Raw genomic sequence first — 24,032 nt, 5'->3', positions numbered from 1 at the left:
TTCGCTGACCGGACGGGTATTGCCTCCATGTGTTTGTACGCGGGTTGGGCAGGGCCCCGGTGCAGGGTAAGGGATGGACAGGGAGGCGATAAGGCCAAAAGTCTTTAAAAGGAAGCGGAGGGGGAACATGGGGGCCTTTTCCATAAGGCTGTGTCATAGTATTTGGTTGTTTTGTTTTAGCAATATACTGAAAATATGTGCTTTTTCTCCAAATTTTCCGCTGGTGGGCTCTGTGGTTGGGGGATTTTCTTGGTTATTTCTTTGGAATTTCAAGGAAATAAAGCATTAACCGTTTTCTATGACACAGCCTTCCATAAAGGTTTCCCCTCCCGGTCTTCAGTTTATCCCTTTTCCAGTGCGCGCCTTTTCCTGACAAGGCCCTTGGAGATATTCGCTCATCTGATGTTTTTTGAAATATTTCATCTGTTGTTTAAAGTTGTTATGGCGTCATTTCCTTTGAGGGCATGAAGCTCTCGGCCCTTGACCCATATGGCGAGCAATAGTATTTCTTTGCATTACCGCGTACTGTGGCGTGTGGATCACGCATGGCGCGATACGAAAGGCTGACAGACACCCCCCGCGGGGGGCGTTTCTTTCTAGACGATTTTTGCGAACTATCTCAAGGAGTCCTCATGATCGGCATTTCCAAATTGTACTGCGGGCAGGTGGAGCCTTCCGACGCTCTGCGTTACGGTCGGCATTCCAGCCAGCTCCCTTCCCACCTGCTTCAGTTCTCCGAAGACAAGAAGCCGGTGGTGGTCTGGAACATGACCCGCCGCTGCAACCTCAAGTGCGTGCACTGTTACGCTCAGGCCGTCGATCCTGACGGCAAGGATGAAATCTCCACGGAACAGGGCAAGGCCATCATCTCCGATCTCGCCGCATACGGCGCCCCGGTCATGCTGTTCTCCGGCGGCGAGCCGCTGGTGCGTCAGGATCTGCCGGAACTCGCCAGCTACGCTACCGAAAAGGGGATGCGTGCGGTCATTTCGACCAACGGCACCCTGATCACCAAGGAAAAGGCCCGCGAACTCAAGGCGATCAACCTGTCCTATGTGGGCATCTCGCTGGACGGCGCCGAAGAAATCCACGACAAGTTCCGCGGCGTGCCGAACTCCTTCAAAAAGGCGATTGAAGGCCTTGAAAACTGTAAGGCCGAGGGCCTCAAGGTCGGCCTGCGCTTCACCATCAACAAGCGCAATGTGGTTGAAATCCCGAAGGTCTTCAAGCTGCTGCGCGAGCTTGAAGTGCCGCGCATCTGCTTCTACCACCTCGTCTACTCCGGTCGCGGTTCCGAAATGATCAAGGAAGACCTCAACCACGCGGAAACCCGTTCCGTGGTCGATCTGATCATGGACGAAACCCGCGCCCTGTTCGATGCCGGGATGCCGAAGGAAGTCCTCACCGTGGACAATCACGCCGACGGCCCCTATGTCTGGATGCGTATGCTGAAGGAAGATCCCAAGCGCGCCGAGGAAGTGTTCCAGCTTCTCCAGTACAACGAGGGCAACAGCTCCGGGCGCGGCATCGGCTGTATCTCGTGGGACGGCAAAGTCCATGCCGACCAGTTCTGGCGCAACCATACCTTCGGCAATGTGCTTGAACGCCCGTTCTCCGAAATCTGGGACGATCCGAAGATCGAACTGCTCCACAAGATGAAGAACAAGAAGGCCCATGTGAAGGGGCGCTGTGCCTCCTGCCGCTTCCTGAACATCTGCGGCGGCAACTTCCGCGCCCGCGCCGAAGCCTATTACGGCGACGAATGGGCGCAGGATCCCGCCTGTTACCTGACCGACGACGAAATCCGCCGCCCTGAATAAGGGATGGGCGCGGGGAGAGGTTGGCTTTCCCCGCGCTTTTGCGGAATGTTTGGAGGGCGGGGTGGGCCGCAAGGATGGGAAGCGGTGGCTCTCTGGAGGCGGGAACAGCGGTGTTCTTGCCTGTTATCATAAAAAGGACAATGTGTTATGAACGAATTTTATCGTGGGCGCCGTCTGCGCCGCAATCCCGTGATCCGTGAAATGGTGCGTGAGACGCAACTGTCCGCCGCTGACCTTATGATGCTGTATTTTGTGGTGGATACTACGGATGAGGATTTCAAGAAGGAAATCCCGTCCATGCCGGGCCAGTACCAGCTTTCCCTTAAACAGCTTGAAAAGGCCGTGGGCGAAGCCGTGGACGCGGGGCTGCGTTCGCTCATGCTGTTCGGCATCCCCAAGCACAAGGACGCCATCGCCAGCGAAGCCTATGCCTCGAACGGCATCGTGCAGCGCGCCATCCGCATGCTCAAGGCGAAGTGGCCCTCCCTACAGGTCGTGACCGACGTGTGCCTGTGCGAATACACCTCGCACGGGCATTGCGGCATCCTGAAGGAAGGCGACACCTGCGGCGAAGTGGTGAACGATCCCACGCTGGAACTGCTTGCCAAGACCGCCCTCAGCCATGTCGAGGCCGGTGCGGACATGGTGGCGCCTTCCGACATGATGGACGGGCGCATCCTGGCTATCCGCGAAACGCTGGACAAGGCCGGGTATGTGAATACGCCGATCATGTCCTATGCTGTGAAATATGCCTCCGCGTTCTACGGCCCGTTCCGTGACGCGGCGGAATCCGCCCCGCATCACGGCGACCGCAAGACCTATCAGATGGACCCCGCCAACGCGATGGAAGGCTTGCGCGAAGCCGCCGCCGACATCGACGAGGGCGCGGACATCGTCATGGTAAAGCCCGCAGGCCCCTATCTGGACGTCATCCGCATGGTGCGCGACAACTTTGACGTGCCGGTCGCCGCCTATCAGGTGAGCGGCGAATACGCCATGATCAAGGCCGCCGCCATCAACGGCTGGATCGATGAAGAGAAGGTTGTTCTGGAAGCGCTGCTCGGCATCCGCCGTGCCGGGGCCAAGCTCATCCTGACCTACTATGCGGAAGAGGCCCTCAAGAAAGGATGGGTGCGCTGATGAATTGCCATGAGCCGCCATGCGGCATGGGGCGGGAAGAGTCCCAGCCCGGCATCGGGCATCCCGGCGGCCGCACCGGGCATCCGGGCGGTATGCCCGCCGGCCCGCGCACGCTTGAGGACGGTTCCCCGTTGTGCCGCCTTATCGCGTGGGAAGTGACCCGCTCCTGCAACCTTGCCTGTAAACACTGCCGGGCCGAGGCGCACCCGGAACCCTATCCGGGCGAGCTGTCCACGGAAGAAGCCAAGGCGCTGATCGATACCTTCCCGAACGTGGGCAACCCGATCATCATCTTTACCGGCGGCGATCCCATGATCCGCCCCGATGTCTACGAGCTGATCGCCTATGCCGGTTCCAAGGGCCTGCGCTGCGTGATGTCCCCCAACGGGACGCTCATCACGCCGGAAGCCGCCCGCAAGATCAAGGAAGCGGGCGTGCAGCGCTGTTCGATCTCCATCGACGGCTACAACGCCGAGAAACACGATGCGTTCCGTTGTGTGCCCGGCGCGTTCGACGCCACCATGCGCGGCATTGAGCATCTCAAGGCCGCGGGCGTGGAGTTTCAGATCAATACCACGGTCACTCGTGATAACCTGCATGATTTCAAGAAGATATTTGAACTCTGCGAGCGCATCGGCGCGGCGGCGTGGCATATCTTCCTGCTGGTGCCGATGGGCCGGGCCGCCGAGCTTGCGGATCAGGTGATCACGGCGCAGGAATACGAGGACGTGCTGCACTGGTTCTATGACTTCCGCAAGACGACCTCCATGCACCTCAAGGCCACCTGCGCACCGCACTACTACCGCATCATGCGCCAGCGCGCCCGTGAGGAGGGCGTCTCCGTAACGCCCGCCACGTTCGGCATGGACGCCATGACGCGCGGCTGTCTCGGCGGCACGGGGTTCTGTTTCATCAGCCATGTGGGGCAGGTTCAGCCGTGCGGGTATCTGACGCTCGACTGCGGCAACGTCCGCACGACGCCGTTCCCGGAAATCTGGCGCAAGTCCAAGCCGTTCCTCCAGTTCCGCGATCAGTCCGAGTACAAGGGCAAGTGCGGGATCTGCGAGTTCCATAAGGTGTGCGGCGGCTGCCGCGCCCGCGCGTGGAGCATGGACGGCGACTACATGGGCGAGGAGCCCTTGTGCACGTACCAGCCCCGCAAAGCGAAGGAGGCGGAATGACGGAAGTGACTCTCGACACGATGGACAAGCGTATCCTGGACATCATCCAGACGGATTTCCCGCTGGAGCCACGGCCTTACGCCATCATTGCGGAGCGCCTCGGCATCACGGAGCAGGAAGCGCTTGATCGCGTGAACACCCTGCGCAAGTCCCGGATCATCCGGCGTCTGGGGGCCAATTTCCAGTCAGCCAAGCTCGGCTTCCGCTCCACGCTGTGCGCGGCCAAGGTTCCGGCGGACAAGATGGACGCCTTTATCGCCGAAGTGAACCGGCATGTGGGCGTGACGCACAACTATCTGCGCCGCCATGCCTATAACGTCTGGTTTTCCGCAATCGGCCCCTCGTGGGAGGCCGTGTGCGCCATGCTTGACGACATTACCGCCAAGACGGGCATTCCGATCCTGAACCTGCCCGCCACGAAGCTGTACAAGATCCGCGTTGATTTTCAGATGGAGGGCTAAGACGAATCGGGGGAAGGGAGGGGGAAACTTTCTGGAGAAAGTTTCCCCCTCCCTTCCCCCGTACCCCCTTCCCTCCCTCTTCAAAGACTTTTGACCTTATCGAATCCTTCATCACGGTTTTACGGAATACAAAAACGGCTTGCTGATTTTCTCCGGCAAGCCGTTCCTTTGTCTTGGCTGTGTTATAGAAAAGGCTCTGTCATAGAAAATGGTTAATGCTTTTTTCCTTGAAATTCCAAAGGAATAACCAACAAAATGTCTCAGCCATAGATTCCGCCAAGGGAAAAACCGGAAAAAGCTGTATTTTCACTGTGCTGTGTAGACGAAACAACCAGGCACTATGACAGAGCCATAGAAAACGGTTGATGCTTTTTTCCTTGGCTCTGTCATAGTAGCTGGTTGTTTCATCTCAGCAATATTCTGAAAAATACATACTTTTTTCCAATTTTTTCGCTGGCGGACTTTATGATTTTAGGGATGTTACTGATTGCTTCTTTGGAGTTTCAAGAAATAAAGCATCAACCGTTTTCTATGACACAGCCTTTTCCTTAAAGCTCCAAAGGGATAACCGGCAAAATGCCTTATCCGTGGCTCCCGCCAAGGGGAAAACCGGAGAAAAAGGCTGTATTTTCACCTCACTGTGGAGATGAAACAACCACATACTATAACAGAGCTTTTTTTATCCCACCCCATTGCCCGATAGGAACTTCCGCCGCGCAGCCTCCCCACCAGTTGAAAGTCTTGGGAAGGGGTGGGGAGGGTTTGGGAGGGGCGGGGAGAACCCTTCTCCAGAAGGGGTTCCCCGCCCCTCCCAATCGTCATCTGCTTCCCCGCACGACTTCCTCGGCGGAGGGGCTCAGAAGCCTGTCGAGCTGGGCATAGGCTTCTTCAGGGGCCTGCCCGCGCTTGGCGGCGATGGAGGCGAGGTTGTCTACGGCGTCGCAGGGGCGGAGATAAAGCGGATCAAGATCCTTGTGCCCCCATGCTTCGTCGGGTAGGGCGAGAGCCAGATCGAGCAGGGCCTGCGCCGTGGGATGGACGAGGGCGGGCAGAAGGAGCGGCGCGGGATCGCCGAAGAGTTCTTGAAGCTGAGGCAGGTTGCGGGCTACGCCGCTGCCGAGCATGAAGTCGGGGCGCTCCCCGCCGCAGGCCGCCGGGATTTCCCACATGGCGGGTTCGCCCACGGGGGAGGGCAGGGTGGAACCGGGGGAGCACAGAAAATCCTGCCCGTGCACGAGGCCGCGCCGGGCGTGGGTGATCACGCGGATGCGCGTTTCGCGGACGGGAAAGAGAAGGCCGAAAGGCACGGAGGCGGCGAGGGCTTGGAGCGCATTGAGCGGCGCAACGGCGGCCCCGGTAGCCCGGCGGAAGGCGGCGGCTGTCGTCAGTGCAAGCCGGAGGCCGGTAAAGCTCCCCGGCCCGGCTACGCAGGCGATGCGGGAGATGTCCGACGGCATGATGCCGAGGCGCTGGAAGGCGTCCGCCAGTGCGGGCGTCAGCAGTTCGGTTCCCTTGGAGGGGGCGCTCCATTCCTGCGCGCACACGAGGGAGGCTTCCTGCTCCAGCACAAACTGGATGCGGCCCTCGGAGGCGTTCATGATCAGCGTGGTATTCATGAGAACAGCCTTGTCAAATCATTCCATGTGGCGAGGATCATCAGCCCAAGCAGCAGCGCCATGCCCACCTTCGCGGACCATTCGCGCGCCGTGGCGCTGACGGGCCGCCCCATGATCATCTCAAGCGTAAAGAAGACGATGTGCCCGCCGTCGAGGATCGGGATGGGCAGCAGGTTGAGGATGCCGAGGTTGACGCTGATGAGCGCCGCGAGCAGCAGTACGGCGGAAAGGCCCTGTTCGGCCTGCTGGCCGACCATCTGGGCGATGAGGATGGGGCCGCCCACGTTGTCCAGCGGAACCACGCGCTGCGCGAGTTTGACGAAGCTCTCGCAGGTGAAGGCGATCATGTCCCACGTCTGCCTGAATCCGGCTCCGATGGCTTCGACGGGGCCGAGGGGCAGGTGGCCTGTCGCGGTGGATGCCTGAATGCCGATGAGCCACGCGGGTTTCTCTTCGCCGAAGATATTGGCGCGGGTTTTGGCTTCGGGGGTGAGGGTCAACGTGATTTCCGAACCGCTGCGGGACAATACGATGGTTACCGGGCTGCCGTTCCCGGCCCCAATGCCTTCCGCAACGGCGTTCCAGTTTTCGATGGGCTTGCCGTCGATGGACAGCACACGGTCACCGGGCTGGATGCCGGCTGCTGCGGCGGGAGTCCCCGGCGAGACGGCCCCGACTTCGGGAAGCAGGTAGGTCTGGCCCTGCGCCCATGCGATGCCGCAGTAGATGATCAGCGCCAGCACGAAGTTGGCGACCGGGCCGGCCAGAACGACCAGAAGGCGGTGCCACGCGGGGCGGCCGGAGTACAATTCTTCGGGGGCGAACAATACGCCGTCGATTTCTTTGCCTTTGGGATCGGGCTGTTCGGCCTCATCCTCTTCCCCGGCAAGGGCCACATAGCCGCCGAGGGGGATCAGGGAGAGGCAATAATCGGTTTTGCCGCGCCGGATCTTCAGGAGCTTGGGCCCGAACCCCAGCGAGAAGGTGCGCACGCCGATACGGAACAGGCGGGCGACGGCGAAGTGTCCGAGTTCATGGAAAAAGATAAGGCCGCCAAGGACAAGCAGCACGGCGAGGGCGCTTTCCCAGTGCGAGAGTACGTTGAGCAGAAAGTCCATTTATACCTTCTCTATCCACAGGCCGGCGCGGAGCCGGGTTTCGTGGTCAAGGGTTTCGATGGCTTCGAGCGAAGCCGGATCGGGGGCCGAGCACTCGTCCAGAGCCCGGCCGATGATGTCGGGGATGTCCATGAAGCCGATGCGCCCGGACAAAAAAGCCTCGACCGCAACTTCGTTGGCCGCGTTGAGCACGACGGGCAGGGCGGAACCTTTGCCGATGGTCCGGCAGGCGAGTTCAAGGCACGGAAAGGAATGTAAGTCCGGCTCCTCGAAGGTCAAGGCGCCTGAACGGGCAAGATCCAGAGGCGGAACGCCCGCATCAAGACAGAGCGGCCATGCGAGGCAGTAGGCGATGGGCATGCGCATGTCCGGGGTTCCCGCCTGCGCCATGAGGGAGCCGTCTTCAAATTCCACCAGCGAATGTACCAGCGACTGCGGGTGTACCAGTACGCCGATGCGTTCCAGCGGCAGGCCGTAGAGGTGATGGGCCTCGATGATCTCCAGCCCTTTGTTCATCATTGAAGCCGAGTCGATGGTGATTTTCGCGCCCATGCTCCAGTTGGGGTGCCTGAGCGCCTGCGCGGGCGTCACCGTGGCGAGGAAGTCCCGTTTTTTGCCGCGGAAAGGGCCTCCTGACGCCGTGAGGATGATCCGCCTGACCGTTTCGGGGTTGCGCCCCCGCAGGCCCTGAAACACGGCGTTGTGCTCGGAGTCCACGGGGAGGATGACCGCCCCCGTGCGCGCGCAGGTTTCCCGGAGCATCCCCCCGGCGAGCACGAGGGATTCCTTGTTGGCGAGGCAGATGACCTTGCCCGCTTCGGCGGCGGCCATCGTAGCCCGCAGCCCGGCTGCGCCCATCTGCGCGGAAAGAACCGTGGAGGCTTCGGGCAGGGAGGCCAGTTCCGCGTACCCTTGCGGGCCCACGAGGATTTCCGGTTCATAGCCGGATGGAAGCGCGGCAAGCAGGGCTTTGCGCCCCTCTTCGGTCTGGATCCCCAGATACGGGGGACGCCAGCGGAGGGCCTGCCCGATCAGGCGTTCGACGTTGCGGCCTCCAGCCAATGCGACGACATTGAACAGATCCGGGTGTTTTTCGATGACGCGCAGCGTGTTGACGCCGATGGAGCCCGTGCTGCCCAAGAGGGCGACGGGGCGGGGAAAGGCGTTTTCCCACTCGGACGAAGGAAGTTCTGTTATATAGCGGAGCATGCGTTTCCCAGTGCGAAAAAGGGAAGTCCTGAAACTTCCCCGGTATTGGCGTTTCGGCGGCGGTGCGTGCCGAGACGTCTGGTATTTCCCTGCCCCTGCGGACAGGGCCGCAAAAGCCTTTTGCAGGGGCTGGGCTCCGTGCCGTCAGGCTTGAGGAAGGGAGCGGAAATAGCTTTTCCTCCCTTCCTCAAGCTTCCGGCACTGCAGAAGCCGCCGATCAGAAAAATGTCACAAGGGCCTTGGCGCACTCGTAGGTCGGGATCACGAACAGCAGGCTGTCCACACGGTCGAGGACGCCGCCGTGTCCGGGCAGGACGCTGCCCGAATCCTTGACCGAGCGGGAACGCTTGAGCGCCGATTCAAAGAAGTCCCCAAGCTGGGCCATGACGCCGAGCACAAGGCCGAGCAGGGCGTAGTCGCCGACGCCGGCCGTGGGCACGCCGAATGCGAGGCCAAAGCATACCGCCACGGCCACGCTGGCGGCAAGCCCGGCGGCGCTGCCTTCAACGCTCTTCTTGGGGCTGACCTTGGGCCAGATTTTGTGCTTGCCGAAGCGCATGCCGAAGAAATAGGCCACCGTGTCCGAGCCCGCCGCCGTGCAGATGAGCAGCAGTTGCTCGTGGATGGAGAAATTCAGGGCGGGCATGATCAGCATGGGGACGTACAGCAGCCCCCCGGCGAGCACCGCCACCCGCGTGAAGCGGTATTTCTCGTCATGCGCCCAGCAGAACAGGAACATGCAGGCGAGGATGAGCGTGGACAAGGCGAGGGCCATGACGACCATTTCGGGGCGCATCCATGCGGCGGTGATGAGCAGGCCGCCGAGCGCAAGGCCGAGGATGCGCCCGCCGATGTTGGCCTTGAGCGGCCAGAACATGGTGTAGAATTCCCACAGGCCGACCAGCGTGAACAGGAGCAACAGGCCGAAAAGGTACGGCCCGGAAAGGTAGAGGGCGGTTCCAAGGACGCCCACAAGCACCGCGCCGGTGGCGATCCTCGGAAAATGTTTTGAGGCGATGATCATTGAATCTGCTCCTGCGTCAGCCCAAAACGGCGATTGCGGCCCGCATATTCGACGAGAGCCTTGCGCAGGGCTTCGGGCGTGAAGTCGGGCCAATAGGTGGATGTGAAATAGAGTTCGCTGTAGGCGCTCTGAAAGGTCAGGTAATTGCTGATGCGCTGCTCCCCGCTGGTGCGGATGATGAGATCGGGATCCGGCTGCCCGGCGGAATACAGGCACGAACGGAATGCGTCCTCGGTCACCGCTTCCGGCTTGAAGCCCTGCCGCATGAGCAGGCGCGCGGCCCGAAGGATTTCCTCCCGCCCCGAATAGTTGAGGGCGAGGTTGACGATCATGTCGGAACACTTCGCCGTGCGGCTCATGGCATGGCGCAGGGCTGTGCGGGCGGGAAGCGGCAGGCCGTCGAGATCCCCGAACACGCGCAGGCTGATGCCGTTGCGCTCCATGGAGGGAAGCTCTTCGCCAAGGAAGTTGACCAGCAGCTGGAAGAGCAGGCTGACCTCATCCTTGGGGCGGCCCCAGTTTTCCTGAGAGAAGGTGTAGAGCGTCAAGTGGCGGATGCCGAGCGTGCGGCACTCGGTCACAATGGCTTTGGCGGCGCGGACGCCGGCCTTATGGCCTTCGCTGCGGGACAGGCCGCGCGCCTGCGCCCAGCGGCCGTTGCCGTCCATGATGATGGCAATATGGGCCGGGAGCGAGGCGGCGGGAATCGGAAGCGGGGAAGGTTCGGACATGGACGTCAGGCAACCTCAGCGTAACAACGTAAAAAGGCCGGAGGGAGGGGCTTCCTCCACTCATTCAGCGGGCATGTGGAGGCCCCTTTGCACTGGCAGCGCGGCACCCCGGCATGGCGCGGCGGGGATTCCGCCGGAAACGGCGCACCCAGGCGAGATAACCCCGGCGGAATACCCCCGGAGAATGTCACCCGGAGAATGCCCGTTTCAAGAGCCGCCCGCTCAAGGGGCCATCCGCCTCAGGCGGGGCGTTCCCTGTCTTTGGGGAGAAGCAATATGCCGCCCCCATCAGCCGAAAGTTTCAAAAGGACGGGAGGCGAGGGCCGGGAAGGGAAGAGGGCAGGTTGTTGGCGCGGCCTCTCCCCCCTTCCCGGTTCCGCCTCTTACAGATCCATGATTTCCTTTTCCTTGGCGGCGCACTTTTCATCGACTTTGGCGACGTACTTGTCCGTCAGCTTCTGGACGTCATCGGTGGCCTTCTTGAGTTCGTCCTCGGAGATGGCCTTGTCCTTTTCCAGCTTCTTGAGCTGATCGTTGGCGTCGCGGCGGACGTTGCGGACGGCGACCTTGGCTTCCTCGCCGGACTTGCGGGCGAGCTTGCCGAGTTCCTTGCGGCGTTCCTCGGTCAACGGCGGGATGGAGATGCGGATGATCTTGCCGTCGTTCACGGGGGTCAGGCCAAGGTCGGACTTGAGGATGGCCTTTTCCACGCCGGCGAACGCGCCGCGATCCCACGGCTGGATGGTGATGGTGCGGCTATCCGGGATGGCGACGGACGCGAGCTGGCTGATGGGCGTGGGCGTGCCGTAGTAATCCACCTTGATGTTGTCCACAAGGCCGGTGGAGGCACGGCCGGTGCGGAGGCGGCTGAATTCGCGATCCAGCGCGCCGAGGGCCTTGTCCATGCGATCTTCGGAATCCAGCAAGACGCTTTCTTTATCCATAACGCTTAATCTCCTTCGACGGTGGTGCCGGGGTTTTCGCCCATGACCACCTTTTTGATGCTGCCGTTGAACATGTTGCACACGATGATCGGGACCTGGTTTTCCTGGGCCAGCGTGATGGCCGTGGAATCCATGACCTTGAGGTGCCGCCGCAGGGTTTCCTCATAGCTGAGGTGCTTGAACATCACGGCGTCGTCGTGCTTCATGGGGTCCTTGTCATAAACGCCGTCGACCTTGGTGGCCTTGATGATGGCGTCGCACTTGAGTTCCATGCCGCGCAGGGCCGCCGCGGTATCCGTGGTGAAGTACGGGTTGCCCGTCCCGGCGGCGCAGATGATCACACGGCCCTTTTCCAGATGCCGCATGGCGCGGCGGCGGACATAGGGCTCACAAACTTCCTGCATGGCGATGGCCGAAAGCACGCGGGTGGGATGGCCGGCCTTTTCCAGCGCGTCCTGCACGGCAAGCGCGTTCAGCACGGTGGCGAGCATCCCCATGTAGTCCGCGGAGGAACGCTCCATGCCCTCGGCGGACGCGGACAGCCCGCGGAAAATGTTGCCGCCGCCGATGACCAGCGCGACCTCAAGCCCCATATCCACCACATCGGCTATTTCTGCACATATCTTTGAAACCGTATGGGGGTCAATACCTATCTGTTTTTCCCCGGCGAGCGCCTCGCCGCTGAGCTTGAGCAGTACGCGCTTGTATTTGAGTTCGGCCATGTCCTCTCCCTTTTTTAACGGTGGTTGTAGGGAAAACCCCAGTTGCCTTCATCGACCCTGACGTACTTGAGGAAGGCGTAAAACGCCCCGTGGACCGCGTTGATGAACCCGGCCTTGCCGTCAAGGAAGCCTTTTTTGAGCAGATAGATGCGGAGGAAGCGCCCGATGCCGTGCAGCACGCCGAGGGCGAGGCCGCCCTTTTTGCCTCGCGCCGCGAGATCGTCGGCCCCCTGCTGGGCGTAGGAATTGATCTTGTCCAAATGTTCCCGGAAATCTTTGTAGGGATAGTGCAGGATGTCGCCGTCGAGTTCCTGTGTGCGCCCGTTGGGGTCGATGTGCTCGTGCGCGCCGCTCTGGGTGAAGTGGACACCGCTGCGGCGGAAAACGCGCAGGAGGCGATCGGGATACCAGCCGCTGTGCTTGAGGAAGCGGTCGTAATACCACGAGCGCCGCGCCGGAGTGAAGCCGCAGAGATCGGCGGGCGCGTTGGGCAGGGCGGCGAGGATGGCGTCACGGAGCGGTTCCGAACAGATTTCGTCCTGATCAAGGGAAAACACCCAATCGGTTTCGACGAGGCCGAGGGCGTATTCAAACTGGGGGAGGGCGCCGTTCCAGGGATGCTGCACGAACGTCGCGCCGTGCTTCCGGGCGATGGACTCCGTGGCGTCGGAACTGAACGAGTCCACGACGATGACGGCGTCACAGAACGCGAGCGACTCAAGGCATTTCCCGAGCAGGCGTTCGCCGTTGTAGGTGAGGACCAGCCCCGTAATGGTGGGTTTTCCGGGCGTATCGGAACTCATGCGCGCTCCTTGGTCAGAGAGGAAACGACATCACGGACGGCTCCGGCAACGGCAGCGGCGTCGGCTTCGGAGAGTTCGGGATACATGGGCAGGCTGAGGATGCGCGGCATGACGGCCTCGGTAACGGGCAGGCCGTCCGGCGCGAGCGCCACGCTGCCCCGGTAGGCATCCTGAAGGTGCACAGGGAAGGGGTAGTGGACGGCAGTGCCCACGCCCCTGTCGCGGAGCCGCCTTTGCACCTCGCCGCGATCCGGGCATTGGACGACATACAGATGGTAAACCGGTTCCACGAAATCTGGAATCGTCGGCAGGACGAGGCCGGGGACGCCGGACAGCCCGCGGCGGTAGATCTCCGCCAGCGCGCGGCGTTTGGCGTTCTTGGCGGACAGTTCGGGCAGGAGGACGTTGAGGAAGGCGGCCTGCAATTCGTCGAGCCGGGTATTGATGCCGGGTTCGCTGCTCAGGTAATGCGTCCGCCAGCCGTATTCGCGCACGCTGCGGATACGTTCGGCAAGGGCGTCGTCGGAGGTGACGACACAGCCGCCGTCGCCCACCGCGCCGAGGTTCTTGGTCGGATAAAAGCTGAACGTCCCGGCGATGCCGACGGATCCGGCGGGACGGCCCTTATAGGCCGCGCCGTGGGCCTGTGCGCAGTCTTCGATGAGGGGCAGATCCCCGGCGACGGCGCGGATGGCGTCCAGATCGGCGCAGCATCCGTAGAGGTGGACCGGCAGCACGGCGGCGGGCCTGCCCGGATAACGGCCCGCACGGGCGGCCTCAAGCGCTTTGGCGAGGCTTTCCGGCGACATGGTATAGGTCACCGGATCGATGTCCACGAGCACGGGCGTCGCCCCGGCGCATTCGATGGCGGCGACGGTCGCGACGGCGGTATGGGACACCGTGAACACGAGGCCGCCCTTGCCGATGCCGAGGGCGCGCAGGGCCACCTCTATGGCATCAGTCCCGTTGCCCACGCCGACGGCATGTTTCACGGAACAGAACGCGGCAAACGACTCTTCAAACTGCCGGACCTGTTTGCCGTTGATGTACCAGCCGCCGTCCAGCACGTCGGCGGCGGCCTTGAGCAGGGCGTCGCGCCGGCTGCGGAACGCCGCGCCGGGGTTGGCTTGTGGGATGAGGGGTGCGTTCATGGCAATCCTTATAAATAATCCTGAAGCCGGGGACGGTAATAGCCGACGATGTGCCGGAGGCCGTCCCTGAGTTCCGTCCGGGGCTCCCAGCCGAGGAGCGAGCGCAGGCGGCTGTCGTCGGCGTAGTAGTCGCCGATGTCGATCTTTTTGCGGTCGGCGGGATATTCCCGGACTTCATAAGCCCCTTCGCCCGCCGTGTCCACGAGGAGATCGGCGAGATCGCGCAGGGAAATGCGCTTGCCGCCGCCGATGTTGAAAATCCGGCCGAAGGCTTCCTCATGCAGCGCGGCGCGCATCATGGCGTCCACGCAGTCATCGACATAGGTGAAGTCGCGGAGCTGTTCGCCCCCCCACACTTCAAACGGCCTGCCGGTGAGCACCTGCCTGACCCACACGCCGAGGAACGTCTGGCGGGCGTCCTTGATGCGCATGCGCGGCCCGATGGTGTTGGTGAGGCGCAGCGAGCAGGCGCGGATGCCGTACACGTTGTTGTAGAGGATATGATACCATTCGCCGGCCATCTTGTTGATGCCGTTGACGTCGACGGGGCGGACGGGGTGGCTTTCGTCCACGGGCAGATAGTCGGGCTTGCCGTAGATCTGCCGCGTTCCGGCGAATACGATGCGGATGCCCGGATTGGCGCTCCGGCAGGCTTCGAGGATGGAAAGCTGCGCCTTGCAGTTGATGTCCAGATCCGTATACGGATCGGCCATGGAATCCATATGGCTGGTCTGCCCGGCGAGGTTGAACAGAAAATCCTGCCCCTTCACCAGCGTTTTCATGCTGTGGGGATCGCGGACGTCGGAAATATTGACCTTGAAGCGGGATTCGTAACCGCGGATGTTTGCCGGGTTCCCCCCGTATTCGGGGATAAGGCTGTCGACGAGCGTGACGGAAGCGCCTTCTTCAAGAAGGCGGATGCCAAGGTTGGAGCCGATGAACCCCAACCCTCCCGTGATGAGCACATGCGCGCCGGAATAGAGACTCATTATCGGATCCTGCGGTTGCGATTACAAAAAAGGGGGGCATGGCCCCCCTCTTACAGTCAGTGGCGTAAACTATTCGGCGCCGAGCTGAATCCGCACGAAGCGGACAACGGTGATCGGCTCGCCGATGGCCTTGGAAGCGCCCTTGATGAGATCGCTGATCGTCATCTTGTCGTCGCGGATGTAGAGCTGGTCGAGCAGGCACACGTCCTTGCAGAACTTCTTGACCGCGCCTTCGGCGATCTTTTCGATGATCTGTTCGGGCTTGCCTTCTTCACGGGCCTTCTGGCGATAGACTTCGCGTTCGTGTTCGACCACTTCGGGGTTCAGGCCCTCGGCGGACACGGCGAGCGGGGAAGCGGCGGCGATCTGCATGGCCACGTTCTTCGCCAGTTCGTGGAAGGCTTCGGAAGCCGCGGCGGCGTCGCTGCCGGTCTGCATTTCCACGAGTACGGCGAGCTTGCCGTTGGAGTGCAGGTAGCCGCCGATCAGGCCGGACTTGCCGGCGGCGAGTTCCATCTTGGCGAACTTGCCGAGGCCCATGTTTTCGCCGGTGGTGGCGATAACGCCATCAAGAGCTTCCTTCACGGTGACGGAGGCGTCGGCCACGAAAGGAGCGGCGAGCAGCGCTTCGGAGTCGGCGTATTCGCCCTTGGCGACCTGAGCCACCATGTCTTTCACGAAGCCCTGGAACTTGTCGCCGCGGGCCACGAAGTCGGTTTCGCACTTGACTTCGACAGCCGCGCCGGACTTGCCGTCGGCGGCCAGCTCAAAGCCCACGAGACCTTCGGAGGTGGCGCGGCCGGCCTTCTTGGCGGCCTTGGAAAGACCCTTCTGGCGGAGCCAGTCGACGGCCTTTTCCATGTCGCCGTCGCATTCCGTAAGGGCTTTCTTGCAGTCCATCATGCCCGCGGCGGTCTTTTCGCGCAGGTCTTTAACCATAGCAGCAGTGATGCTCATGAGAATCTCCGAAATACGTTGGTTATTCGGCGGCGGCTTCGGCGGCGGGGGCTTCTTCAGCCTTGGCTTCGGCGGCGGCAGCCTTCTTCAGTTCTTCCTCGGCGTCCTTGTTCTTGGAGTCCTTGCGCATGGCTTCGCCTTCGAGGCAGGCTTCGGCCATGGCGGTGACGAAAAGCTTAATGGCGCGGATGGCGTCGTCGTTGCCGGGGATGATGTAGTCGATGACGTCGGGATCGCAGTTGGTGTCGGTGACGGCCACGATCGGGATGCCGAGCTTGCGGCATTCCTTGACGGCGATTTCTTCACGGTTGGGGTCGATGATGAAGGCGAGCTGCGGGAGGCGATCCATGTCCTTGATGCCGCCGAGGGTCAGCTCAAGCTTGGCCATTTCGCGCTGCAGGGTCAGGATTTCCTTCTTCTGGTAGCGGTTCACGGAACCATCGGCGAACATGGCTTCGAGCTTCTTGAGGCGCTCGATGCTCTTCTGAATGGTGGCGAAGTTGGTGAGGGTGCCGCCCATCCAGCGGTTGGTCACATGGAACTGACCGGCGCGGCCGGCTTCGGCGGCGACGGCTTCCTGAGCCTGACGCTTGGTGCCGATGAACAGCACGCGGCCGCCGTTGGCGACGGTTTCCACGATCTTGTCGTGGGCGGTGCGGTACAGCTTCACGGTCTGCTGGAGGTCGATGATATGGATGCCGTTGCGGGCGCCGAAAATGAACGGGCGCATCTTGGGGTTCCAACGGCGGGTCTGGTGGCCGAAATGGACGCCGGTTTCCAGCATCTGCTTCATGCTAACGTATGCCATGATATGTCTCCTTCGACATGGGGGTTTGCTTCCACCCCGGCCCTGACCCTTCTACCCGTCCGCGTTCCGCGGGCCCATGCCGCGGGGCGAAACGAGCACCCCAGGCCGCTGCCAGAGTGTGCTTGATAAAAAGCTGTTTATCTTTACGGCAGCAAGGGGTTCCTGTCAAGTGGACATGGAATTTTCCTTGTTTCGCGGCCCGGTTCCGTCCGTGGCGCGGACATCCTCCCCCGGCGCAAAGGAAGGCTTGCGAACTGAACGGACGCCCGCACCCGAACATGATTCTTCCCCCGGCGCAAAGGGAGGCTATTTTCTTATATGAGTTGTCCGTGGGGCGGGCGTCCTCCTTTCCGCTTGGCGGGCCGCTGCGCTCCAGGATTGAACCTCCGGCGTTCCCGGTGTACAACCCGCCGGTGCGATGCAACAATTCGACGCGGGCGCGGTGCGTCCGGTTTTTATGGAGGGTTCATGGAAAGCAAGCTGAGCCGTGCGCTGGCCCCGAAACGTCCCGATGCGCCCACGCTGACCTCCCGTCAGCTCGCCAGGGCGTGGTGGCAGGCGCTGCGCCCGCCGTTCTTCATTGTGGATCTCATCCCCGTGGGGCTTGGGGGGGCGCTTGCGGCCCGCGATCTTGGGTATTGGCCCTGGGGGATTTTCGCGGTTGTGATGGTGGGGTGTTTCTGCCTGCATACGGTCGCCAACATTGCCAATGATCTTTTCGATTATCTGGAAGGCGTGGATACCGACGAGACAATCGGGGGCACGAAGGTCATCCAGAACGGCTGGATCAGCCCGCGCCAGATCAGCTTGACCATTGTGGGCCTGTTGCTGGCTACGGTGCTGATCGGCTGGTGGCTCATCTGGCACAGCGGGCAGGGATGGCTGTGGGGGCCTGTGGCCTTTGCCGTGTTTTCCGCCGTTTTTTACGTCGCGCCGCCCATACGCTACGGCTGCCGGGGGTACGGCGAGCTGTTCGTATGCCTGAATATGGGGTTCATTATGGTCATGGGTTCCTATGCGGTGATGGCGGGCGGCTTTTCCGTGCAGAGCCTTGCGCTGGCGCTCCCCGTGGGGCTCATGGTGGCGGGGATTCTCTACTATCAAAGCCTGCCTGAGATCGAGACGGATCTCGCGGCGGGGAAGCGGACGCTGGCGAACATCCTCGGCAAGGCCAAGGCCGAGCTGGTTTTCAAGCTGTGGTGGCCCGCCGTATGGGTTCTCATGGCGAACCTCTGGGCCTGTGGGCTCGTCGGGTGGCCGGTGTTTATCGGGCTGTTGACGTTCCCCCTGTACTGGCGGGCCTGCCGCCTTATCCACGAGGCCGTGGAGTGGCTTGATCTCGACCGGCACGGGCATCTTGTGCGCAAGCTGTATCTTATCAACGGCGCGCTGCTGATTGCCGGGGTTGTGTGGAAGTAAAGATGAGATTGGGGAGGGGAGGAGGGCGCTTTCTGGAGAAAGCCCCCTCCTCCCCTCCCCAAACCCCACCCCTCCACCCGCAAAGACTTTTGACCTTATCGAATCCCTCTTGTTGGGTTTGCCGATGTTGTGAAGCCGTTCCTGTGAACGGTGTTTTTGTTTGGAAAGAGGGGGAGAGGCCGTTTTTAGAGCAACTTAACTTTAAAACTGTACAATGTTAAAGTGTAGGGCAGGCTTGTTCCGGCATTGGACAGCGCAGCTAAATGGTTCTTATGCCTTCGCAGCGGCCGTCTGCTTCCCTTATTCGGAAGAGCCTTTCAACGTGAAAAGGCTCTATATCGCGTTATACAACGGTACTTCCATTGCGCAGCCTCCCCACCAGTCGAAGTTTTGCGGGAAGGGGGCCGGGGGAGGGCGTTTTTTTCAAAAAGCCCCTCCTCCCCTTCCCAAACCCCACCCCTCTACCCGCAAAGACTTTTGACCTTATCGAATCCCTCTTGTTGGGGTTGCCGATGTTGTGAAGCCGTTCCTGTGAACGGTGTTTTTGTTTGGAAAGAGGGGGGAGGCCGTTTTTAGAGCAATTTAACTTTAAAATTGTACAATATTAAAGTGTAAGACACGCTCGTTCCGGCATTGGACAGCGCAGCTAAATGGCTCTTATGCCTTTGCAGCGGACGCCTGCTTTCCTCATTCGGAAGAGCCGTTTCAACGTGAAAAGCCCTATATCGCGTTATACAACGGTACTTCCGTTGCGCAGCCTCCCCACCAGTCGAAGTTTTTGCGGGAGGGGGTCCGGGGGAGGGCGCTTTTTTCAAAAAGCGTCCTCCCCCGGCGCTTCACCCGGCCCCCGATGATAATCACGGCACTCTCAGGCGAAGCCGGATAGCTTGTCCATAATCAATAAAGTAAGGAGAGTCGCCATGCAGAGCCTCATTGCTGTAATTTTCAGGGAAGACATGGATCGGGCGGAAGCCTACCGGGTGGAGCTGAGGGGCCGGGAAGAGCTCGCCGGGCTGGTGGATTGTTCCAAAATGGTAGCCGCGGTCTGCGATAAGGAGGGAAAGGTACACCTCCAATATTCGCACGCCCTCGCCAAGGACGGCGCACTGATCGGCGGCGTGTGGGGCGCACTGATCGGGTTTCTGTTCCTTAACCCGCTGCTCGGCATCGTCGCAGGGGCCGGGCTCGGTGCGGCGACCGGCGAGGTGGGCGATTTCGGCATCAGCCGCCGCTTTATGAACGAACTGGCGACGCATCTGAAACCCGGCAGCTCGGCGCTGTTCATCCCTTTGAAGCAGGAAGCCGTCGACGAAACTTTGCGCGCGCTCGGCAATTCGGACGGCGTAGTCCTGAGTACCGACCTCAAGCTGGAGGACGAGTACCAGATGGAAAAGCTCTTTCAGGAAATGACCGTGGAACGTGCCAAGAAAACGTCCTGAACCCCTCCTATCTTTTGAAACCTGATGTTGTTACTGTGGGAGCCCTTCCAACAGTCAACACATCAGGTTTTTTCATGTTGTACAGGATCATTGCCTGCTGTCTGGTTGCGGCTGCGCTGGCTTTTCCGGCGAGGGCGTCGTTGTGGCACCCCGAACCCGGTTTTTGGCCTGAGGATGCCCGGCACGCCGTCCCGAATAATCCCGCCCCGCCGGAACGCACGGTTCCCAAACAGACCCTTCCGCCTCTTCCGGCACAGGATGAAGGCACCATACGCCGCGTGGCTACCAAGGAAAAAGTGGCGGCCTTGACGTTTGACCTGTGCGAATTGTCTACCATGACCACCGGGTACGATGCTGAAATCATCGATTTCCTGCGCGTGAAGCGGATCCCGGCTACCTTGTTTCTGGGCGGCAAGTGGATGCGATCCCACAGCAGGCGGGCCATGCAGCTTATGGCCGATCCTCTTTTTGAGATCGGCAATCACGGGTGGTCACACGGCAATTTCGGCATCATGGGCGAAAAGGCCATGTTGGAGCAGATCCGTTGGACGCAGGCGGAATATGAGTTGCTGCGCGAGGAGATCCTGAAAAGGGCTCAGGCGGAAGGGCGCAGCGTCGAACTGCCGGAAGCCGTAACGCTGTTCCGTTTGCCTTACGGGAGGTGTTCGGACAAGGCGCTTGCCTTGCTTGCACGGGAAGGCCTTCAGGTAATCCAGTGGAGCGTGGTTGCGGAAACGCCGCAGGACAATGCTGTTCACGGCATGGGCGCGCGGGTGGCCGGGCAGGTGCGGCCCGGCGCGATTATCTTGTTCCACGCCAACCGGGTGCCCAAGGGGTCGGCGTTCATGCTCAGGGAAACCGTCGAAGAGCTTCAAAGGAAGGGGTATCGTTTCGTGACCGTCGGGGAACTGCTCAAGCTCGGTGAGCCGCAGCGCACACGGGACGGCTACTTCAATAAGCCCGGCGACAACCTGAATCTGGACAAGCTCTTTGGCATCGACGGTACGGGGCGCAGGAAATAGTTTTTTCCTTTGGCTCTATCATATCTGTGGCTGTTTCATCTCTATAGTATGGCGAAACTACAGACGTTTTCTCCAGTTTTTCCCTTGGCGGAATCCATAGCCAAGGCATTGTGCTGGTTATTCCTTTGGAATTTCAGATAAAGCACCAACCATTTTCTATGATCTTGCGGCTCCCGCCGGAAGGCGCCGTTTTCTGGCGCGCCAATGCGCTGCGTCCTTGAGGGCTCCCTATTGTGCGAAAATATGGCGGATAACGGAAAACTCAAGGGGATTGGGGAAGGAAGCGCAGCCGAAGGCAAAGGTGTTTTCCCCTTGGGAGAAAAAGCTCATTATTCAGCGCCAATTCAAGCCCTATCCTCGATCTGGAAAGCCCACTGAAAGGTATTTTTATCCCGCAGGGGAGGCCGGTTAGGGGGATGCCATGCTTCGTGTCGGCATGCGGCGTTATGAAAAGAACCGTTCTGCTTTTTAGTAACGGGTTATTTTTTCAGGATAAAGGTTTTTTGTAAGGGGGTTTGTCGGGGATTTACGCTCCGCCATGCCCAAAAATGTAATACAATCATTTAAATTTATTTATTATTGTAAAGAAAGGCAAAATAAAGGGGGGGCGCTTGTCATGAAAAGGCCTCCGTGCTATTATTCTCACAATCACGGGTATCCGGGGCGGTACTATCCCTCCCAAAGCGGAGCGGAATACAGCGCGTGGGCGCTGCGCCGTCATGGAGCCCCGCCACAATGAAGCTTTTCGTATCGGAAGACGTATGACTCTCTTGGAAAGACAGCGCCGTGAATCCTTCATGAAGGGAATGTTCATTCCTTTCATGTTGCTGTCGTTTGTCTGTTCCTTGTTTGGCGATACGAATATCCTTCACGCGGACGTGCAGAAGGTTGTTGTATACAATTCGGGCATTGCCTTTACCGACATGCAGAAGCAGTCTCCGGTCATCGTAGAATCCTTTGAGGAGTCTACGGAGACAATCGCTTCAAAGGCCCCTCTGAAGTATCTCGTCCCGTTGATGGCCATCTTCATGCTCCAGCTTGGGCTCGCCGTCTCTTCCGTAGTGCGGCTGTTCGTGCGGCATTATGTGCCCACACTCCGAAAGTCCGACTCTTGGGGCCTGCTTCCCTTCTCCCTCGCTCCTCCCCGCTTCGCGTAGCCGTCAGCGGATCGCCTGATCCGTCGTGACGTGCGTCCTTTAAGGCTTCCTTTCTTTGGGAAGCCGCGTTTGTTCGTGCCCGTTCCGTATGGGCAGATCCTTCTTGATCGATTCTTTGTAAAAGCTGTTCCCTCTCCGGAGGGGATGGCCTCCCGCAATGGTTTCCTGTCAGGCTGCGGTTCGGCTAGGGATCGCGTCGCCTGTTTGGATACAGATGGACGCTTTCGCCACGGTGGCGGAGTCAGCCGTCCGGTACAGTTTTACAAGAGGATATGGCTATGGCAAAGACCAATCTGAACGAAGATAAGATAGCCCTGTTGACGGGTTGCTTCATCTTCCTTTTGGCCGCGTTGAACCTGGCGCATCTTGACGTGTTGGGTTGGGTCGTCAGCACCAATATGTGGACCAGTATGGACAAGGCCTTCTCTGCCACCACCGGCGCATACAAGGAAACGATCTCCGGCGTTGTTTCCCTGCTGTGCACGTATGTGGCCCTGACGGCGCTTCTCTCGCTCGGCATCAAGTTGCTCGGCGGCAATGTCGCCCGGTTCGTCAAGTCGTTTACGGTCGTCTTTTTCATCAGTGAAATCTGCTACATGCTCGGCGCGAACGCCCATATTGCGGCTACGCCCGACGCGCAGGCCAAGTTCGGCATCGATTGGTCGATCGGCCTGACTACGGAAGCGGGTTTCATTGTGGCGCTTGTCGCCGGTATTTTCATCAGCAACGCGTTCCCGCGCATTGCCGAAAGTTTGCATGACGCCTGCCGTCCCGAATTGTTCGTCAAGATCGCCATCGTCGTCCTCGGCGCCGAACTCGGCGTGAAGGCCGCCGCAGCTTCCGGTATGGCTGGGACGATTATCTTCCGGGGCCTTTGCGCCATTGTGGAAGCCTATCTCCTGTACTGGGCTTTCGTGTATTACGTAGCCCGCAAGTACTTCAAGTTCAGCCGTGAATGGGCTGTTCCGCTGGCTTCCGGCATTTCCATCTGCGGCGTGTCCGCCGCCATCGCCACGGGTAGTTCCATCCGCGCCCGGCCTGTGGTGCCCATCATGGTGTCCTCGCTGATCGTGGTGTTCACCTGCATCGAAATGCTGATCCTGCCCTTCATCGCTTCCCACTTCCTGTACAGCGAGCCCATGGTGGCCGGCGGCTGGATGGGCCTTGCGGTGAAGTCCGACGGCGGCGCCATCGCTTCCGGTGCCATTGCCGACTCCCTGATCCGCGCCCGCGCGCTCGAAGTCCTCGGCGTCCATTGGGAAGCCGGTTGGATCACCATGGTCACCACGACCGTGAAGATCTTCATCGACGTGTTCATCGGCGTGTGGTCTTTGGTCCTCGCTTGGGTGTGGACCGCGAAGTTCGATAAGACCAACAGCGGCCGTACCATGAACTTTAGCGACGTGCTCGCCCGTTTCCCCCGCTTTGTGCTCGGGTATCTGATGACCTTTGTGATCATGCTGGTCATCTGCGTGAATGTGGAATGGCAGCCCCTCGGCAAGAGCGTGATCAGCACCCTCGGCCCCCTGCGCACCATTTTCTTCACGCTGACCTTCTTCACCATCGGTATGGTGTCCAACTTCCATAAGCTCATGGAAGAAGGCATCGGCAGGCTCGCCATTGTGTACGTCGTATGTCTCTTCGGCTTCATCATTTGGCTCGGCCTGTTCATCTCGTGGCTGTTCTTCCACGGCATGACGCCTCCGGTTATCGCCGGCTAATCTTTTCCATTTTCATGCAAAGGAGACTGACATGGCAGAAGATACTAAGAACGTGAAGTTTCACGAAGAAGTGCAGAAGATGGAGTATGAGCCGCTGGACGCTACCGAACTGAAGCTCATCCATTGGAGTTGGGCCCTCGGCGTATTCCTGCTTATGGCTCTCTATTTCCTCAGCGACTTCATTGCTCCCGGCGCCCACGGCTAAGCCGTCGGCGCAGGGAAGGGCGGACGGAACTTTTTACGGGGGTTCCGAAGGGTTCACGGGGACGCATACGCCTTTGCGCCCCGCCGTCGCCGCCCATGCAAGAGTATGCCGCTCGGAACGCCTTCCCGGAGACTCCTCCTCCGGGAAGGCCAGAGAACCCGGCCCCCTTCGGGTTCTCTTTCTTTTGTCTTGCGGGATGAAGGGAACATGTCATGAGCCGCTATCGAGTCCGCTCCATTGAGGGTTCCAACGGGAATCCAGGAGCCGCAGAGAGCAGATCGTCGAAACCCCTTCGTTTCAGGACGCGTTGGAACGGTTCACATATTGGCCTACACAGCCGAGCCCTGCGAACGGAGCCCGGCTTGTGCCCAACCTAGGTGTGTCGTTTTTTTTAC

Annotated in this window: 22 protein-coding genes; 10 read left to right on the top strand and 12 right to left on the bottom strand. The window is 60.3% G+C overall.

Going from position 1 to position 24,032, the window contains the following annotated elements; translation table 11 throughout:
* Nucleotides 1–632: 632 nt before the first annotated feature.
* From ahbC to ahbA, 4 genes are all read left to right on the top strand, one after another.
* Complete coding sequence (gene ahbC / locus AC6I1V_RS06300) at nt 633–1,820, top strand: 12,18-didecarboxysiroheme deacetylase (RefSeq protein WP_308770824.1); 1,188 nt, start codon at nt 633–635, stop codon at nt 1,818–1,820.
* Between the two features lie 147 nt (nt 1,821–1,967).
* A complete protein-coding gene (gene hemB / locus AC6I1V_RS06295; RefSeq protein WP_308770825.1) occupies nt 1,968–2,960 on the top strand; it encodes a porphobilinogen synthase in 993 nt (330 codons plus the stop codon).
* Entirely contained in the window at nt 2,960–4,141 is a 1,182-nt protein-coding gene (gene ahbD / locus AC6I1V_RS06290) for a heme b synthase (RefSeq protein WP_486853850.1), read from the top strand. Before hemB ends, ahbD begins: the two co-directional genes overlap by 1 nt.
* Complete coding sequence (ahbA, locus tag AC6I1V_RS06285; protein ID WP_486853851.1) at nt 4,138–4,602, top strand: siroheme decarboxylase subunit alpha; 465 nt, start codon at nt 4,138–4,140, stop codon at nt 4,600–4,602. Before ahbD ends, ahbA begins: the two co-directional genes overlap by 4 nt.
* 818 nt (nt 4,603–5,420) lie before the next feature.
* Here the strand turns inward: ahbA and tsaB are convergent.
* From tsaB to rpsB, 12 genes are all read right to left on the bottom strand, one after another.
* Entirely contained in the window at nt 5,421–6,218 is a 798-nt protein-coding gene (tsaB, locus tag AC6I1V_RS06280; protein ID WP_486853852.1) for a tRNA (adenosine(37)-N6)-threonylcarbamoyltransferase complex dimerization subunit type 1 TsaB, read from the bottom strand.
* Nucleotides 6,215–7,336, bottom strand: a complete 1,122-nt coding sequence (gene rseP / locus AC6I1V_RS06275; RefSeq protein WP_486853853.1) for an RIP metalloprotease RseP — start codon at nt 7,334–7,336, stop codon at nt 6,215–6,217. Before rseP ends, tsaB begins: the two co-directional genes overlap by 4 nt.
* On the bottom strand, nt 7,337–8,545 hold the full coding sequence (dxr, locus tag AC6I1V_RS06270) for a 1-deoxy-D-xylulose-5-phosphate reductoisomerase (RefSeq protein WP_486850753.1): 1,209 nt from the start codon (nt 8,543–8,545) through the stop codon (nt 7,337–7,339).
* Between the two features lie 217 nt (nt 8,546–8,762).
* Nucleotides 8,763–9,569 carry a phosphatidate cytidylyltransferase gene (locus tag AC6I1V_RS06265; RefSeq protein WP_302552756.1) on the bottom strand — a complete coding sequence of 269 codons (807 nt, stop codon included), beginning with the start codon at nt 9,567–9,569 and terminating at the stop codon, nt 8,763–8,765.
* Nucleotides 9,566–10,300, bottom strand: coding sequence for a polyprenyl diphosphate synthase (uppS, locus tag AC6I1V_RS06260; protein WP_337430370.1), 735 nt, complete (start codon nt 10,298–10,300; stop codon nt 9,566–9,568). Before uppS ends, AC6I1V_RS06265 begins: the two co-directional genes overlap by 4 nt.
* A 383-nt stretch (nt 10,301–10,683) precedes the next feature.
* The gene (gene frr / locus AC6I1V_RS06255; protein WP_302552758.1) at nt 10,684–11,244 is read right to left on the bottom strand and encodes a ribosome recycling factor; all 561 of its coding nucleotides are present in this window, start codon (nt 11,242–11,244) and stop codon (nt 10,684–10,686) included.
* Nucleotides 11,245–11,249: 5 nt separating this feature from the next.
* Complete coding sequence (gene pyrH / locus AC6I1V_RS06250) at nt 11,250–11,966, bottom strand: UMP kinase (RefSeq protein WP_302552759.1); 717 nt, start codon at nt 11,964–11,966, stop codon at nt 11,250–11,252.
* A 14-nt stretch (nt 11,967–11,980) separates the two neighbouring features.
* Nucleotides 11,981–12,769, bottom strand: coding sequence for a glycosyltransferase family 2 protein (locus tag AC6I1V_RS06245; protein ID WP_486853854.1), 789 nt, complete (start codon nt 12,767–12,769; stop codon nt 11,981–11,983).
* Nucleotides 12,766–13,920, bottom strand: a complete 1,155-nt coding sequence (locus AC6I1V_RS06240) for a DegT/DnrJ/EryC1/StrS family aminotransferase (protein WP_486853855.1) — start codon at nt 13,918–13,920, stop codon at nt 12,766–12,768. The genes AC6I1V_RS06245 and AC6I1V_RS06240 overlap by 4 nt, the downstream gene beginning before the upstream one ends.
* Nucleotides 13,921–13,928: 8 nt before the next feature.
* A complete protein-coding gene (locus AC6I1V_RS06235) occupies nt 13,929–14,909 on the bottom strand; it encodes an NAD-dependent epimerase/dehydratase family protein (RefSeq protein ID WP_486853856.1) in 981 nt (326 codons plus the stop codon).
* Between the two features lie 69 nt (nt 14,910–14,978).
* Nucleotides 14,979–15,866 (bottom strand): translation elongation factor Ts, encoded by an 888-nt coding sequence (gene tsf / locus AC6I1V_RS06230; RefSeq protein WP_302552763.1) that lies wholly within the window; start codon nt 15,864–15,866, stop codon nt 14,979–14,981.
* 22 nt (nt 15,867–15,888) lie between these two features.
* Nucleotides 15,889–16,674: a 30S ribosomal protein S2 gene (rpsB, locus tag AC6I1V_RS06225; protein WP_302552764.1), complete on the bottom strand. Its 786-nt coding sequence runs from the start codon at nt 16,672–16,674 to the stop codon at nt 15,889–15,891.
* A 468-nt stretch (nt 16,675–17,142) separates the two neighbouring features.
* Between rpsB and AC6I1V_RS06220 the strand changes: the two genes are divergently transcribed.
* The 6 genes from AC6I1V_RS06220 to AC6I1V_RS06195 all read left to right on the top strand — a co-directional run bounded on the left by AC6I1V_RS06220 (nt 17,143) and on the right by AC6I1V_RS06195 (nt 23,637).
* Nucleotides 17,143–18,093 (top strand): prenyltransferase, encoded by a 951-nt coding sequence (locus tag AC6I1V_RS06220; protein ID WP_486853857.1) that lies wholly within the window; start codon nt 17,143–17,145, stop codon nt 18,091–18,093.
* 920 nt (nt 18,094–19,013) lie between these two features.
* The gene (locus tag AC6I1V_RS06215; protein ID WP_486850770.1) at nt 19,014–19,532 is read left to right on the top strand and encodes a DUF1269 domain-containing protein; all 519 of its coding nucleotides are present in this window, start codon (nt 19,014–19,016) and stop codon (nt 19,530–19,532) included.
* A gap of 74 nt (nt 19,533–19,606) precedes the next feature.
* On the top strand, nt 19,607–20,554 hold the full coding sequence (locus tag AC6I1V_RS06210) for a polysaccharide deacetylase family protein (protein WP_486854843.1): 948 nt from the start codon (nt 19,607–19,609) through the stop codon (nt 20,552–20,554).
* 761 nt (nt 20,555–21,315) lie between these two features.
* Nucleotides 21,316–21,711, top strand: coding sequence for a hypothetical protein (locus AC6I1V_RS06205; protein WP_302554563.1), 396 nt, complete (start codon nt 21,316–21,318; stop codon nt 21,709–21,711).
* Nucleotides 21,712–21,989: 278 nt separating this feature from the next.
* Nucleotides 21,990–23,432, top strand: a complete 1,443-nt coding sequence (locus AC6I1V_RS06200) for a putative sulfate exporter family transporter (protein WP_302554565.1) — start codon at nt 21,990–21,992, stop codon at nt 23,430–23,432.
* 31 nt (nt 23,433–23,463) lie between these two features.
* The gene (locus AC6I1V_RS06195; protein ID WP_302554567.1) at nt 23,464–23,637 is read left to right on the top strand and encodes a bacteriocin-type signal sequence; all 174 of its coding nucleotides are present in this window, start codon (nt 23,464–23,466) and stop codon (nt 23,635–23,637) included.
* Nucleotides 23,638–24,032 lie beyond the last annotated feature (395 nt).

The organism is Bilophila sp. T19-St14 (genome assembly GCF_059728385.1).
The sequence above is the reverse complement of the archived record's forward strand: the minus strand, read 5'-3'. Positions and strand labels throughout refer to the sequence as shown.